General features: G+C 45.3%; 15 protein-coding genes and 1 pseudogene. 3 read left to right on the top strand and 13 right to left on the bottom strand.

What is annotated here, in order from left to right; all coding sequences use genetic code 11:
* Positions 1-26: 26 nt before the first annotated feature.
* From EX191_RS07130 to EX191_RS07145, 4 genes are all read right to left on the bottom strand, one after another.
* Positions 27-1,097: an NAD(P)H-dependent flavin oxidoreductase gene (locus tag EX191_RS07130; protein WP_193447446.1), complete on the bottom strand. Its 1,071-nt coding sequence runs from the start codon at positions 1,095-1,097 to the stop codon at positions 27-29.
* 187 nt (positions 1,098-1,284) lie between these two features.
* Positions 1,285-2,688, bottom strand: a complete 1,404-nt coding sequence (eat, locus tag EX191_RS07135) for an ethanolamine permease (protein WP_005398344.1) — start codon at positions 2,686-2,688, stop codon at positions 1,285-1,287.
* A gap of 11 nt (positions 2,689-2,699) precedes the next feature.
* Complete coding sequence (eutC, locus tag EX191_RS07140; protein WP_193447447.1) at positions 2,700-3,584, bottom strand: ethanolamine ammonia-lyase subunit EutC; 885 nt, start codon at positions 3,582-3,584, stop codon at positions 2,700-2,702.
* Entirely contained in the window at positions 3,577-4,989 is a 1,413-nt protein-coding gene (locus EX191_RS07145; protein WP_005388715.1) for an ethanolamine ammonia-lyase subunit EutB, read from the bottom strand. Before EX191_RS07145 ends, eutC begins: the two co-directional genes overlap by 8 nt.
* Positions 4,990-5,173: 184 nt before the next feature.
* On the opposite strand from EX191_RS07145, the gene EX191_RS07150 reads away from it, so the two are divergent.
* Positions 5,174-6,124, top strand: coding sequence for a helix-turn-helix domain-containing protein (locus tag EX191_RS07150; protein ID WP_193447448.1), 951 nt, complete (start codon positions 5,174-5,176; stop codon positions 6,122-6,124).
* A 44-nt stretch (positions 6,125-6,168) separates the two neighbouring features.
* On the opposite strand, the gene EX191_RS07155 is transcribed toward EX191_RS07150, so the two are convergent.
* On the bottom strand, positions 6,169-6,696 hold the full coding sequence (locus EX191_RS07155; RefSeq protein ID WP_005395271.1) for a TetR/AcrR family transcriptional regulator: 528 nt from the start codon (positions 6,694-6,696) through the stop codon (positions 6,169-6,171).
* A gap of 123 nt (positions 6,697-6,819) precedes the next feature.
* Here EX191_RS07155 and EX191_RS07160 point away from each other — a divergent pair, with 123 nt between their 5' ends.
* Positions 6,820-7,041 (top strand): hypothetical protein, encoded by a 222-nt coding sequence (locus tag EX191_RS07160; RefSeq protein WP_062858646.1) that lies wholly within the window; start codon positions 6,820-6,822, stop codon positions 7,039-7,041.
* Positions 7,042-7,142: 101 nt separating this feature from the next.
* Here EX191_RS07160 and EX191_RS07165 read toward each other — a convergent pair whose 3' ends face one another.
* From EX191_RS07165 to EX191_RS07190, 6 genes and pseudogenes are all read right to left on the bottom strand, one after another.
* A complete protein-coding gene (locus EX191_RS07165; RefSeq protein WP_005395273.1) occupies positions 7,143-7,514 on the bottom strand; it encodes a VOC family protein in 372 nt (123 codons plus the stop codon).
* Between the two features lie 59 nt (positions 7,515-7,573).
* A pseudogene (locus tag EX191_RS07170) lies at positions 7,574-7,903 on the bottom strand (type 2 periplasmic-binding domain-containing protein); the annotation flags it as partial.
* Positions 7,904-8,038: 135 nt separating this feature from the next.
* Positions 8,039-9,010: a leukocidin family pore-forming toxin gene (locus tag EX191_RS07175; RefSeq protein WP_006741319.1), complete on the bottom strand. Its 972-nt coding sequence runs from the start codon at positions 9,008-9,010 to the stop codon at positions 8,039-8,041.
* Between the two features lie 154 nt (positions 9,011-9,164).
* The gene (locus tag EX191_RS07180) at positions 9,165-9,374 is read right to left on the bottom strand and encodes a hypothetical protein (RefSeq protein ID WP_005395278.1); all 210 of its coding nucleotides are present in this window, start codon (positions 9,372-9,374) and stop codon (positions 9,165-9,167) included.
* Positions 9,375-9,479: 105 nt separating this feature from the next.
* Complete coding sequence (groL, locus tag EX191_RS07185) at positions 9,480-11,078, bottom strand: chaperonin GroEL (RefSeq protein ID WP_005395280.1); 1,599 nt, start codon at positions 11,076-11,078, stop codon at positions 9,480-9,482.
* Positions 11,079-11,110: 32 nt separating this feature from the next.
* Positions 11,111-11,401 carry a co-chaperone GroES gene (locus tag EX191_RS07190; RefSeq protein WP_005373989.1) on the bottom strand — a complete coding sequence of 97 codons (291 nt, stop codon included), beginning with the start codon at positions 11,399-11,401 and terminating at the stop codon, positions 11,111-11,113.
* 269 nt (positions 11,402-11,670) lie between these two features.
* Here EX191_RS07190 and EX191_RS07195 point away from each other — a divergent pair, with 269 nt between their 5' ends.
* Entirely contained in the window at positions 11,671-12,021 is a 351-nt protein-coding gene (locus EX191_RS07195) for a rhodanese-like domain-containing protein (protein ID WP_134645406.1), read from the top strand.
* Between the two features lie 96 nt (positions 12,022-12,117).
* On the opposite strand, the gene EX191_RS07200 is transcribed toward EX191_RS07195, so the two are convergent.
* Both EX191_RS07200 and EX191_RS07205 read right to left on the bottom strand, forming a co-directional pair.
* Complete coding sequence (locus tag EX191_RS07200) at positions 12,118-12,516, bottom strand: GFA family protein (RefSeq protein WP_046873838.1); 399 nt, start codon at positions 12,514-12,516, stop codon at positions 12,118-12,120.
* Positions 12,517-12,796: 280 nt separating this feature from the next.
* Complete coding sequence (locus EX191_RS07205; protein ID WP_005395285.1) at positions 12,797-13,060, bottom strand: DUF3012 domain-containing protein; 264 nt, start codon at positions 13,058-13,060, stop codon at positions 12,797-12,799.
* Positions 13,061-13,220 lie beyond the last annotated feature (160 nt).

Here is a 13,220-nt window from a genome sequence, read left to right on the forward strand (position 1 = left end):
ACTTGAAATGTGTTCCTCAGGCCAAATTAGTCTGAGGAACATAAGCTCAAATCAATCCCTTCCACTAATGACAGTGTCATTTCTGCTGCCGAAACTTCTTTGCAACCCGACGAATTTTGTCCGCACCACAACGGCGTAAATTCATCTCGGTTTTGCTTCTCCATAAGCGCTCTTAACTGGGTCATTTCAATGGAAGCATATGGGAATTTCGGCGCAGACTCACAGATGTAGCCTAGCTCCGACATCGCGCGATTCACAATGCCTCGTGCAGGCCGGCCCGAAAAAACATTGGTCACCGCCGTATGCTGCGCACGCTCACTGGCAATCGCATATCGATGTAAAGACGATGTTTTCGCCTCATCACACAACAAGTAGGCGCTGCCAACTTGAACAGCACTTGCCCCTAACTTCAGCGCGGCTTCTACACCATTTCTATCGGCAATTCCTCCTGCTGCAATAACAGGCAAATTCACGCGCTTGACGATTTGCGGTAACAACGCCATCAAGCCTAATTGAGTAGATAAATCATCCGATAAAAACATGCCTCGGTGTCCACCAGCCTCCAAGCCTTGGGCGATAATGCCGTCAACGCCTTTTGCTTCCAGCCATAGTGCTTCATCCACCGTGGTCGCTGACGAAAGGATCTTCCCGCCCCACCCTCTAATTCGAGCTAACAGCTCATCGTCTGGCAAACCAAAGTGGAAACTAATCACTGGCGGTGCAAATGGTTCAATCGCGTCAGCAATATCATGATTGAAAGGCATTCTTGTCGGAGCGTTTGGCTGAGCCTGTACGGTTGCACCAACTTCAGAAAAATACGGTTGCAGCGTTTTTTGCCACTCTTCGTGCTTGTTGGCGTCATATTCCGGCATTTCATGGCAAAAGAAGTTGAGGTTGAACGGTCGGTTGGTTGCCTGTTTGATAAGTTGAAGTTCTTTTACGATGGCGTCTTTGTTCAGCATTCCACAAGGTAACGAGCCAAGCCCGCCAACATTACTGACAGCTATGGTCATTTGGCTGTCTTGCACGCCGGCCATTGGCGCTTGAATAATCGGTAACTCTGTTCCCAAAAGTGTATTAAATACCTTGTTTATCATGATCTTTCCTTGAAAACTTAACCTTTACCTGTGATGGCTCTGCGCCATAGTTATCCAGACTAGACTTTCACATGATTAACCACTTATAAAGTTAAAGTGATGCATTTGTGCGCTATGCACTTTTGATAGAAATGACAAAGGGAGCCTATGGCTCCCTTGATGTAGTGGCGAACAAGAATTGAAATGGCTATCGTGCTACATCTGATTCAAGCTCTAATTCTGCAACAGAAAGCATGGCAAACTCTTCCTCGGCGGTTGCTGCAACCAATTTGTTGCGGCTGTACAACCCATAATAAACACCACCGATAAGAAACAATCCCATTGTCATGAAAAAGGCTGAGGGATCAAAAGCATAAACACCTGTCATTGCGATCAAAGAAAGCACCAGAGAAATACTCGAAGTAATTATCCCGCCAGGCGTTTTATATGGGCGAGCTAACTCCGGCTGTTTAATTCGCAATAAAATATGGCTCAAGGACATTAATGCGTACGATACAGTCGCACCGACAACAGCCATCGCCAAGATTAAGTCCCCCTCCCCCGTAAGAGAAACCAAGAACCCAAAAACGCCCGGAACCAAAAGCGCACGAGAAGGCACTTTTTTGTCACTGGTTAATGACAAAGTTTGCGGCAAATAACCCGCGCGGGAAAGCGCAAACACCAAGCGACTGTAACCATAAATGATAGAGAAGAAAGAAGCGATAAGACCAGCCAATCCAAGTAAGTTCACGGCCATTGCTATCGTTGAATTGCCTGTAAGCTTCAGCGCGTCAACTAATGGCACCGCGCTATCGCCTATGACCTTTGAACCAACCGCACCAGCCAAAAGAACGACTACTAGAGTTGCGGTTAGTAATAAAAACAACATCGCACCAATGATGCCTTTTGGAACATCTTTTGCCGGATTTTTTGCTTCCTCTGCCGCTAAAGGTACACCTTCAACCGCAAGAAACAACCACATTGCAAATGGCAACGCCGCCCATACGCCATACCACCCAAACGGCAAGATTTCTGTTGCCTGAGCCGTCGCCGGAGCAATATCGAATAAGTTATTAACATCAAAGTGACCAATAAGCACAGCAGCAGTGATTAGAATAGCTAGCACAGCCAAACCGCTGATGACCATCATTACTTTGAGAGCTTCGCCAACACCTGCCATGTGAATAGCGATAAAGACGGCGTAGAAAAGTGCGTAAACAACAGGGCCATCGATACCAACCAATTCATTCACTGCTGAGCCAATAAAAATTACTATCGCAGCAGGCGCGAGCGCATATTCAATCAAAACTGATAAGCCAGTGAAAAAGCCACCTGTCGGCCCCATCGCCTGCCTTGCGAAGCTGTAACCACCACCCGCAGCAGGAATAGCCGCAGACATTTCAGCTAAAGACAATACTAGCGTGAAATACATTACTGCCATCGCGATAGCAGCAATAAGAAAGCCTCCCCATCCTGCTTGAGCGATGCCAAAGTTCCAACCGGCGAAGTCACCAGATATAACATACGAGACACCTAAGCCAGCAAGTAAAATCCAACCTGCGGTGCCTCTTTTTAGCTGCCTTTTGGCCAAGTACTCCTGATGTTTAGACATATTAAATCCTTCTACTTTGATGAAATTAAAAAGTTGTCACTGTGTTTATCTTCAACGCTTGCGCCACCTGGCTCATTGATGTCGGAGCGATCTTTCAGGTTCACTCCTGACAGTTGTAATTTTCGAGCCTCCTTGAGCAAGTAAAATGCGCGTTCACAGGCATCGTCATAATTGAGCCCCTGAGGGCGCACATTGGAAATGCAGTTTCTTTGGGAATCTTTAGAGCCTCGTTTAGCCCCCCAAGTGAGATACATACCCATGCTATCCGGAGAAGTTAGACCTGGCCTCTCTCCAATTAAAACCAGCACGACCTTAGCGTTAAAACATTCACCAACATCATCCCCTACCGCTACTCTTCCTTGCTTTACGATTGTGATAGGTGCGAATTTCCATTGATGTTCATCATCAGCGCTTAAAAGAGAAATCAATCGCGTAACAACAGGCACGGCATGGTTTTGAATTGCGACGGAAGAAAGTCCATCAGCAATAACAATCGCAAGATCAATGTCAGTGTTATGCTCATTTGCTATCGAGTTGAGCGTTTTCCAAGAAGATTCATCGAGCTGCCGTCCTAAATCGGGCCTTTGCAAGTACATAAGCCGATCACTCACTTGGCTGCTCACTACCACTGGAGGCTCTAAGGTATTTTCAAGAATCGAGTAAGAGTCCGACAAACCAGCAACGAGAGACTCAATATTCAAACTGCAATGCACTGCATCCATAGCTTGGGCATGATCCAGCTGAAATGAGAGTAACTCGTTGGTTGGTACACTGTTTCCGCTGCGACCCAGAGCGATCCGAGCAGAGGTGAAGTCGCGTAACTTGCCCCAAGGGTTGTGTGTGACAACTTCAGACTCGTCTTGTGTGGACTGAGAAATGGTGATCACTTTACCCATGAGAATACCCCTTATTCAGTTGATTAATTGCTCCCGAAAACGAGCGAGAGATTTGCTCACTTAACCGAACGTCTTGCACGCTCTCGAAAATCTGCATCTCCATTAACCATTGTTCAAACTCTGGTGCGGGCTTCAGACCGAGTACTTTTCTTGCGTAAAGGGCATCGTGAAATGAGGTAGTTTGATAGTTGAGCATGATGTCATCAGACCCTGGAATACCCATGATGAAAGAGCACTCGGCCACGCCTAACAGTGTCAGCAAATTATCCATGTCATTCTGATCGGCATAGGCATGATTGGTGTAACAGATGTCGCAACCCATGGGTAAACCAAGCAGCTTCCCACAAAAATGATCTTCAAGCCCAGCACGAATGATCTGTTTGCCATCAAACAGGTACTCTGGGCCAATAAACCCAACAACTGTATTAACCAACAAAGGATCGAACTGTTTCGCGACAGCATAAGCACGAGCTTCGCAAGTCTGTTGATCGACCCCATGAAATGCATTCGCAGACAACGCTGTACCTTGTCCGGTTTCAAAATACATCACATTGTTTCCTACACTACCTCGATTCAAAGACAACGCGGCTTCATGGGCCTCTTTCAAAATTGATAAGTCTATTCCGAAGGTATCGTTCGTTCCTTGCGTGCCGCCTATCGACTGAAAAACGAGATCGACTGGTGCACCCATTTCAATGGCTTCGATCGTGTTCGTTACATGAGTTAACACACAAGACTGAGTCGGTATTTGATAGTGTTGAATCACCTCATCCATTAAGTTCATTAACTTGATAGCTTGAGGCACATTATCTGTTGCCGGATTGATACCGATAACCGCATCGCCATTTCCGTACATCAGACCATCAAAAATGGTCGCTGCGATACCGTTGAGAGAATCAGTGGGGTGATTCGGCTGTAAGCGAGTAGACAGGCGACTCGGCAAACCAATCGTATTCCGAAAAGCCGTGACAACTTGGCATTTTTTAGCAACGAGAATCAAATCCTGGTTGCGCATAATCTTACTGACTGCGGCCACCATTTCTGGTGTTAAACCTTGACGAATTTTAGCCAACGTTTCACCATCGGCTTCTTCACTCAGCAGCCAATTTCGAAAATCTCCGACCGTCAAGTGCTCAATCGGTTTAAAGGCTTCAAGGTCATGCGTATCGATAATTAGGCGAGTGATATCGTCGCTTTCGTATGGAATAACCGCCTCGTTAAGAAACGTTTTAAGTGGTAACTCAGACAGCGCCATTTGTGCGACTACACGTTCTGCCGCTGACTGAGCACAAACCCCAGCTAACGCATCGCCTGATCGCTCCGGTGTCGCTTTCGCCATCAAGTCAGCTAATGACTTAAAGGTATAGACTTTACTTCCTTGTTGCCGACGATAAGTTGCCGTCATTGCTCTTCCTCTTCACTATTTGGTTCGCTTTTTGCTGAACTATCAATAAGCTTTAAGAAAGTATTGCCAAATGTGTTCCGTAGCGTTATCAAAAACTGGCAACATTTATAAAACACTAATAAACAATGAGTTACATAAAAACTGCTCCAACATGACTCACAAAAAAGGAATGAGCATCACAAGGATGAGTGACCAAACACCCCAAACCGCACCAATGCTGTGCATCCATCACACAAAGGATGCAAACCAACAAGCTGCAAGCCTAATAAACTGGCAACAGGAATACGATCAACTCAGCGATGGCCGATTTTTAGGTCAAATTCGAGAACGACGATTTCCCAATTTCCATGTATTTCGTGAAGACAGTAACCGCTCACTAAGACAGCAATGCAGGGTTGAAGAGGGAGGAATTTGGTTGGGCTTGAGTGCGGAAAATAAGCCGCTACACCTAAATCACAGTCAGTTTAATGCAAGCCAGCTTTTGCTTAGACAAGGTGGCGCTGATTTTGAGTTAATGACACCGGAGCAGTTTTCTATCTATGGAATAGTACTCGACAGAAAACTGGTTCAAATCATAGAAAAACAGCTTGAGCTTGGGAGTATCCAAAACAACACATTGCACTTAACGGGTTTGACGGAAAAACACATTCAACAACTTAAATACTACTTAGGCACGTTACTTGGTTCCGCCGAGCCAAGATGGTCTGAAACCACACATCAAGCAATCTTAAAAGATATTGTGCTGGAGTTGTTCTCACTCAGTTCACTGCACACGAGCCATCCGATATCAATCTCTCATCGTCAACACGTGATGCACCGTATAAAACAACAGCTACAGGATCTAGACTACCGTACACCGATAACCGTCAGTGAACTGTGTGACGCAGTACACGTCAGTCGTCGCACACTACAGTACACCTTTGAACATTGCTGTAATACTTCCCCAAAGCAATTCATACACCGAATTCGGCTGAATCAAGTACGTAGAGTGCTACAAAGCCCTGAAGATAATCGAACAATTGCAGAAATCGCTTTTGACTTTGGTTTTTTCCATCTCGGGCAGTTCAGTCAAAGCTACAAGCGGCTATTTGGTGAGACGCCAACTGAAACGAGAAAATGGGAGTCCAGCAAATAAAATGACAGGCAGTATATTCTTTCAGATCCTGCGTTGGGGCCATGTTATGCAGTCGCAATGATTTGCTGAAACTTAGCATGAAGCTCTTCAAGTGCCGCTTCAACATCCGGTTCTGCACGGCTCAAGTGCGAGATTAACGTCATAAAATAGCAGTCAAAAATCAGCGGTATTTTTCCCTCAAGGACGGAGCTTCCGTTTACAGATTGAAACAAAGCTTGGTTAAACGACTGATAATAATCCAAATCCCAAATCACTTCTTTCAACAAAGCTCGGCTCAACTCGACGTTCGCAAAATAGTAGCGATAGTATTTCTCCGTCAGCGCCAAACCAATGTCGATAGCTGTCTTACCTTCCACACTGACTAGCGTCTCTTGGCTGATCTGTTGCAGTTGCGTCAGCATCCCTTCGCGCAAAATCGACAGTTTGGTCGGGAAGTGGCTGAACACCGTACCATCGGCGACTCCTGCTTCTCTCGCAATCTGCCTTGTGGTCGTCATGTCATAGCCATTCTGAGCAAAAGATGCCCACGCGGCTTTTAGGATTTTGTCTCTGGTTTGTTGTCGCTTCGTCATTGATGTATCTGCTTAATGAGCCTGAAAGGATCATACCTTGAGCGGCTGACATTGACAAATTGAGCGCGCTCAATTATAAAAATGAGCAAGCTCAATTTTATATAAAAACAAAAGGAATCGCTCATGTACGTATTAAACAAACTAGGCCAAGGATTGATTTTCTTGCCGACCATATTCTGCTTTTCTTATATTTTAAGACCAATATTGATGGTGATTCTCATCCCAGGTGGGATCGCACTTTTGGCGTTAATCGGTGGGGCAGAAGTCAGAGCAGAACTCAAAGCCATGCTGCTTGAGGAGCTTTTTGGGGTCAGTCCATCGCACACCACCTCGAAAAAGGCGTGAGTGCGCGAGAAACGTTGGCAAGGTTAAGCAAAAAACAAAACGCGCAGGTATCGAGATATCAATACCTGCGCGATATAGATGTTCTGAAAAGAGGACTGGCGTTAGTCAGTATTCATGTTCTGACCGATTCGCCATAAAACGCCACTAGGGTCAAACAAACAACATTCGCGCATGCCCCAAGGTTGCTCGACCAGCTCAGTCAAACGCGAGCCAAATTCCTCATGGCCCACTTTGGATAAGTGCTGATGCCAGCTTTCTGCGTCTTCTACGAGCAAGTGCATCATGAAGTTGTTGCCGTGTTCTGGCTCATAAAAATTCTGTAAAAGGAACGCGCAGCTGCCTTGAGAGAAGTACGCCACATCACCGAAGTCTGACGCCATATCAAAGCCTATCGCCTCATAAAAACGTTTTGAGAGCGCGTAATCTTTCGCTGGAACAAATGATTTGATTTCAACAATATTGAGGTTTTCCATTTCCAATTTCCTAAGCCCTTTTCCATCAAACTGACTGACGTAATCACGCTCTACGCCTTCTATTCGCCTTGCGTATTTTGCTGCGATGGTAGTGGTACACACTCTACCATTTGCGTTTGTAACCACGTGATGAATTTATGTTCGAGTTCTGTACGCTTTTTATCTTGGCTCAATAAAACATAATTGCAACCTGATAGCACAAAACCAAATGGCGCGACCAAATTACCGCGCTTAATATCGTCCATAACAAAAGGATACGATCCCATCGCCGCGCCTAAGCCATCCACCGCGGCTTGTATGCAAAAATAAAAATGCGCAAATGATTGCTAAGTGCTGCCGTTGAAGGTTTCACAACGTGTTGATTGCTGCCAATCCGCCCAAGCATGTGGTGCGGGATTGGTCATTTTCGGCGCGATGCTGGGCTTAAAGACTTAATGCGCTTGCGATCAGATTTCGACCATAAAAAATGCGGCTACTAGAGCCGCATTACAATCCACAAACCTTCGGTCTGATAAGTGAAACGTTTATTGAGTGATAACGGTTAGCGTATCCCAATCAATCGTGAAGCGAATTTGTGCCTCAGTGTAGTGGCTTGTTGTACCTTGATCGTACCAGTTGCACGCATTGCGAGAGAAACCTTCTTCAACTTCTTTCATGCCAGCTCGTGCGATCATCTCCGTTTTTGGCTCTTCTCCGCGCTCAAATTCTGGTGTGAACACGTACTGGAATTTCGGTTTGAAACCGTAGATCAAACGCGGCAAGTTCTCTTCTGGTAATAGGTTTTCGTTTGAACAACCAGTGTAGTGGTAAACGCCCGCCCATTTACCGTAGTACTGGTAGTCGTTGGTGTAAATTTGGCTAAGAGAGGTGGTCCACTTAACGCCCATACCGCGTTCCATGGAAGCCTTTGGTTTGGCTGCGGTGACGTAATCCTTACTTGAGTAGCGAGACGTATAAGCCACACCGAGATCGGTCGTCAACGAGCCAGAAAAACTTGGTGCTGAGCCCGGTGTTGCAGTCGCGGTTAAGCCGATAGACGGAGCAACCGTGGTTGTCGATACGGAAACATCATTGGCTTCGTTTTGCGGTGAGTAATCCTCACTAAATACCGGCGTGCCACCAGCTTGATAGATACTGTAGTCGAACGCGACTGGATAGTTTTGAGTAAAACGGTCCACAATCGCAGCATCGTAAGTGTGTTTTACACCCGGATTACCTGGTACATAACCATTCCCTAGAGTGATCACGCGAGCCGCTTTTTTGTCGTTCTTTGAATTATGGAATAACTCAACCAGTAACTTCATTTGCACACGGCTACCACGAAACGCGTACGGGAAAAGCTCAGGCTCGCTTTGCATCACGACCTCATAGCTTTTCTTCACGTAACCTTCTAGCGCGATGTCATCAATCAAGACACTTTCTACAACCTTGTTATCAGAAGCAGCGGCAGTAGCGGAAATCCCTAACATTAAGGGAAGCAGTATTTTCTTATTCATTATTTTATTACCTTACTTGGGAACAGTCCCAATTTAAGCTAACACATTGAACAAGTAGCGACAATCAAACGAAAACGATTCACATTATCAATAATTTGACCTACACCCAGAAATGAAAAAAAACAGCCAACTTACGCTGGCTGTTTCGATGCAGTTAATGAATGACCCGTGCGTCCCCTTTAAATAACTGAGACAAATCGATAGTGAATATTGTCACTGTCGGACGTTTAGGCAGAGCATTTTCGATCGAAAACTCTGGCCCAGCTGGAACGAGGGGGAAGTGAATAGCCGTCGGCCACGTTGACGAAGCTTCATTACCGCTCGGCTCAGATATTGAGAAAGAAAACGCAGGTAAACGGGTCATAACACTTACCTCAAATGACTGATTCGCGGGCTCAAGCGAGCCCGCTTAGGTTTTGCAATGTTATTGTTGTTTTAACACTTACTTAATCACTAACGATTGGTAACGTTAGATATCAAGTTCTTTGTCTTCAACGTGGTTGGTGATCATCGCTTCAGTGGTGATCATCAAGCCAGCAACAGACGCTGCGAATTGAAGCGCTGAGCGTGTTACTTTCGCAGGGTCCAAGATACCCATTTCGATCATGCTGCCGTATTCACCTGTTGCAGCGTTGTAACCGTAATCGGCATCACCCGCTTTGACAGCATTCGCCACAACTGAAGCTTCGTCACCTGCGTTGGTTGCGATTTGACGAAGAGGCTCTTCCATTGCACGTAGCGCAACTCGGATACCCACGTTTTGGTCATCATTGTCACCTTTTAGATCCGCCAGTTCTTTCGCGATCTTAGTTAGGGCAACACCACCACCAGCAACAATACCTTCTTCAACCGCTGCGCGAGTAGCGTGTAGCGCATCGTCCACGCGGTCTTTCTTCTCTTTCATCTCAACTTCGGTTGCAGCGCCGATCTTGATCACCGCTACGCCGCCAGAAAGCTTCGCAACACGTTGTTGAAGCTTGTCTTTATCGTATTGAGAGGTGGTTGTTTCGATTTGTTTTTCAATCGAAGCCACACGATCAGCAATCGCGCTTGCTTCTGCTGCGCCACCCACGATGGTTGTTGTGTCTTTGGTGATGGTCACTTTCTTCGCACTACCTAGTTGCTCTAGCGTTGCTTTTTCAAGCTCTAGGCCGATTTCTTCAGAGATGACCGTACCTGCGGTTAGTACCGCAATGTCTTCCATCATCGCTTTACGGTTGTCACCAAAACCAGGTGCTTTCACCGCCGTCGCACGCACGATGCCGCGCATGTTGTTCACAACCAATGTCGCTAGCGCTTCACCTTCGATGTCTTCAGCAATGATCAATAGCGAGCGAGAAGATTTCGCCACTTCTTCTAGCACTGGCAATAGCTCGCGGATGCTGCTGACTTTTTTGTCCACCAATAGGATGTAAGGGTTGTCTAGCTCTACGCTGCCATTTTCTTGGTTAGTGATGAAGTATGGCGACAAGTAACCGCGGTCGAATTGCATACCTTCAACCACAGACAATTCGTTGTCTAGACCTTGGCCTTCTTCCACCGTAATCACGCCATTGCGACCCACTTTTTCCATCGCTTCTGCAATGATTTCACCGATCGCGCGATCGCTGTTTGCAGAAATGCTACCCACTTGGGTGATGGATTCTTTGTCGCTGCATGGCTTAGACATTTCACGTAGTTTCTCAACCGCCGCTTCAGTGGCTTTGTCGATACCACGTTTTAGGTCCATTGGGTTCATGCCAGAAGCTACCGCTTTAAGACCTTCGTTGATGAAAGATTGCGCCAGTACAGTAGCCGTCGTTGTACCGTCACCCGCTTCATCATTCGCTTTGGACGCCACTTGTTTCACCATTTGTGCGCCCATGTTTTCGAACTTGTCTTTCAGTTCGATTTCTTTCGCTACCGACACACCATCTTTGGTAATGGTTGGCGCGCCGTAAGATTTATCAAGCACAACGTTGCGGCCTTTCGGGCCTAGTGTTACTTTTACTGCGTCCGCCAGTAAGTTCACACCTTTCAGCATTTTTTGACGTGCGTCATTAGCAAATAATACGTCTTTTGCAGCCATAATTATCTCCTCAAAAACTACTACAAAAATAATTACTCAACGATTGCTAACACATCAGATTCGGACAGAATCAAGTATTCTGCGCCGTCAATTTTCTCGGTTTTCACGCCGTAACCGTCATTGAAAATGATTTGGTCGCCCACTTTGACTTCCATCGCAGCGCGTTCGCCATTTTCGAGGCGTTTACCTAAACCAACAGCAATGACTTTCCCGCGGTTTGATTTTTTCACCGACTGAGAAGTTAAAACGATTCCCCCTTCAGATTTATTTTCCACCTCTTGTCTTTCAACAATTAGCTTGTCATTTAAAGGACGAATTTTCATTTTTAAGTGCCTCCTACTTGGAACCAAAAATAAAAGACAGAATAAACATCAAGATGGATTTGCGAGTCGACCGCTCGCTTTCGATGAGAATAATAAGGTCGAAAAATTGGAGTTCAAGAGGTGGATTTCATAAAAATTTTTTATTGAATTGAATAAAATCTTCTATCGAAACTTTTGACATTCACGACCACTTAAAACCTCTTTATGATGGAAAATGTGTTCAATCAAATCTAGAGTGGTTACATACTCTTAAAAAGGATAATCAAACAATGAAAAAGGTCGTATCTCTGTTTCTTGCAACATTGTGCGTTGGCTTGCTTTCTTTCAGCGTTGCGGCTTCTGAGCGTGCTGAGCAAGGGTGGCAACTGATTGAGAAAGGCGCAATGATTGTCGATGTACGCACGCCGCAAGAATTCTCTGAGGGGCATTTAGACAATGCGGTCAATTTCCCTTTATCTGATCTTGATAAACATTTCCAAGACGTCGATAAAGATCAAGCGATCGTGTTGTACTGCCGCAGTGGTAACCGCTCTGGTAAAGCGTATCAATATTTGCAATCGCAAGGGTTCACGAATCTGCACAATGCAGGTGGCTTAGAAGAACTGCAAGACGCAAAATAATCATCTCTGTTCTAATTTCAAAAATAAAAGTGCAGAGGGCGTTGCAGACTTATTGCAACGCCCTCTGTTACTAAATAATTCTCTTCCGCTACTACTCTATTTGGGCCCGGCCTCAAACTGAGTCAGGTTATCCGATATCTCAAGCCACGGCGCTTTGGACGCGACAAAAATATGGAAATTTGGCTTGTGGGATGGAGCATCATCCAAGACACCTAGGCGAATATTGACAATCCCATTGTTCTTTTTCGAATACAGGCTCGATCCACAATGGCGACAAAAACATAACATGGTATTTTCGCTTTTCTGATAAGTTTGAATATCCTCTTTTCCTTGAGTAATGAGCAACTTATCCAAAGCAATACCGCCCGCCGATGAATAGTCAGAGCCAGTAAATTTTCGACATTCCGAGCAATGGCAATTTCCCATGTACTTGAATTCATCTGCCACTTCCAATTTCACCTTACCACACAGACATGAGCCTTTGAGTACTTCCATTTGAGTCCCTTTTTGTTATGAATCTAATTGAATTAGACGAATACACCGACACCATGCCACTGCAATGCGAAAAATTAAAGGCAGGTAATACAGGTTTTCAAAAATGAAACGAAAATGTAAAACACTCTACTCAGAGGAAAGATAGGTGTGCTCAGAACGTGAAAGCCCAAGCTATTGTCGATACAAAAACACCAAGCAAGACGCTTGGTGTTTTCTTAATATTTTGTCTAACACAGTCATCGCTCTTAATAAGAGACGCCGTGTTGAGAAAGTGTAGTGCTTAGAAAATGCAGTGCTTAGTAAAGCTGGTGGCTTCGTTTGCACTCCAGTCACCTTTTGGCTTATCTTTCAAGTTCTCACACCATTGCTCGCTGCCCACACCATCTTGAAGAACACAGTGCTTCGCAAAGTCTACTGCATTGTCTGCTGTCCATTCTGTTTTTGGCTTATCGCGCATGTCGTTACACCAGCCTTCAGTGCCCACTTCATCACTACAAGCGGTTAAAGCAGAAGCCGCCAACATCAGCATGACTAGTTTTTTCATAAATTTAAGGTTCCAGTTGCAAACAATATTAAAATAAAACTCAATCGCTTCAACAAATGCCCATTCAACGGTCTGAACTAAGCAGTCACTTGTTGAAGTGACTTTTGTATCAACTATAACGAAATTATCAGTCTACGTGTTAAGACACCGAAAAATTATT

It is taken from the genome of Vibrio chemaguriensis, assembly GCF_012275705.1.
In the GTDB taxonomy this organism is placed as follows: Bacteria; Pseudomonadota; Gammaproteobacteria; order Enterobacterales; family Vibrionaceae; genus Vibrio; species Vibrio diabolicus.

Coding starts and splice junctions, on each gene's coding strand:
- EX191_RS07130 (WP_193447446.1), bottom strand. CDS start 1,097: ATGATAAACAAGGTATTTAATACACTTTTGGGAACAGAGTTACCGATT.
- eat (WP_005398344.1), bottom strand. CDS start 2,688: ATGTCTAAACATCAGGAGTACTTGGCCAAAAGGCAGCTAAAAAGAGGC.
- eutC (WP_193447447.1), bottom strand. CDS start 3,584: ATGGGTAAAGTGATCACCATTTCTCAGTCCACACAAGACGAGTCTGAA.
- EX191_RS07145 (WP_005388715.1), bottom strand. CDS start 4,989: ATGACGGCAACTTATCGTCGGCAACAAGGAAGTAAAGTCTATACCTTT.
- EX191_RS07150 (WP_193447448.1), top strand. CDS start 5,174: ATGAGTGACCAAACACCCCAAACCGCACCAATGCTGTGCATCCATCAC.
- EX191_RS07155 (WP_005395271.1), bottom strand. CDS start 6,696: ATGACGAAGCGACAACAAACCAGAGACAAAATCCTAAAAGCCGCGTGG.
- EX191_RS07160 (WP_062858646.1), top strand. CDS start 6,820: ATGTACGTATTAAACAAACTAGGCCAAGGATTGATTTTCTTGCCGACC.
- EX191_RS07165 (WP_005395273.1), bottom strand. CDS start 7,514: ATGGAAAACCTCAATATTGTTGAAATCAAATCATTTGTTCCAGCGAAA.
- EX191_RS07175 (WP_006741319.1), bottom strand. CDS start 9,010: ATGAATAAGAAAATACTGCTTCCCTTAATGTTAGGGATTTCCGCTACT.
- EX191_RS07180 (WP_005395278.1), bottom strand. CDS start 9,374: ATGACCCGTTTACCTGCGTTTTCTTTCTCAATATCTGAGCCGAGCGGT.
- groL (WP_005395280.1), bottom strand. CDS start 11,078: ATGGCTGCAAAAGACGTATTATTTGCTAATGACGCACGTCAAAAAATG.
- EX191_RS07190 (WP_005373989.1), bottom strand. CDS start 11,401: ATGAAAATTCGTCCTTTAAATGACAAGCTAATTGTTGAAAGACAAGAG.
- EX191_RS07195 (WP_134645406.1), top strand. CDS start 11,671: ATGAAAAAGGTCGTATCTCTGTTTCTTGCAACATTGTGCGTTGGCTTG.
- EX191_RS07200 (WP_046873838.1), bottom strand. CDS start 12,516: ATGGAAGTACTCAAAGGCTCATGTCTGTGTGGTAAGGTGAAATTGGAA.
- EX191_RS07205 (WP_005395285.1), bottom strand. CDS start 13,060: ATGAAAAAACTAGTCATGCTGATGTTGGCGGCTTCTGCTTTAACCGCT.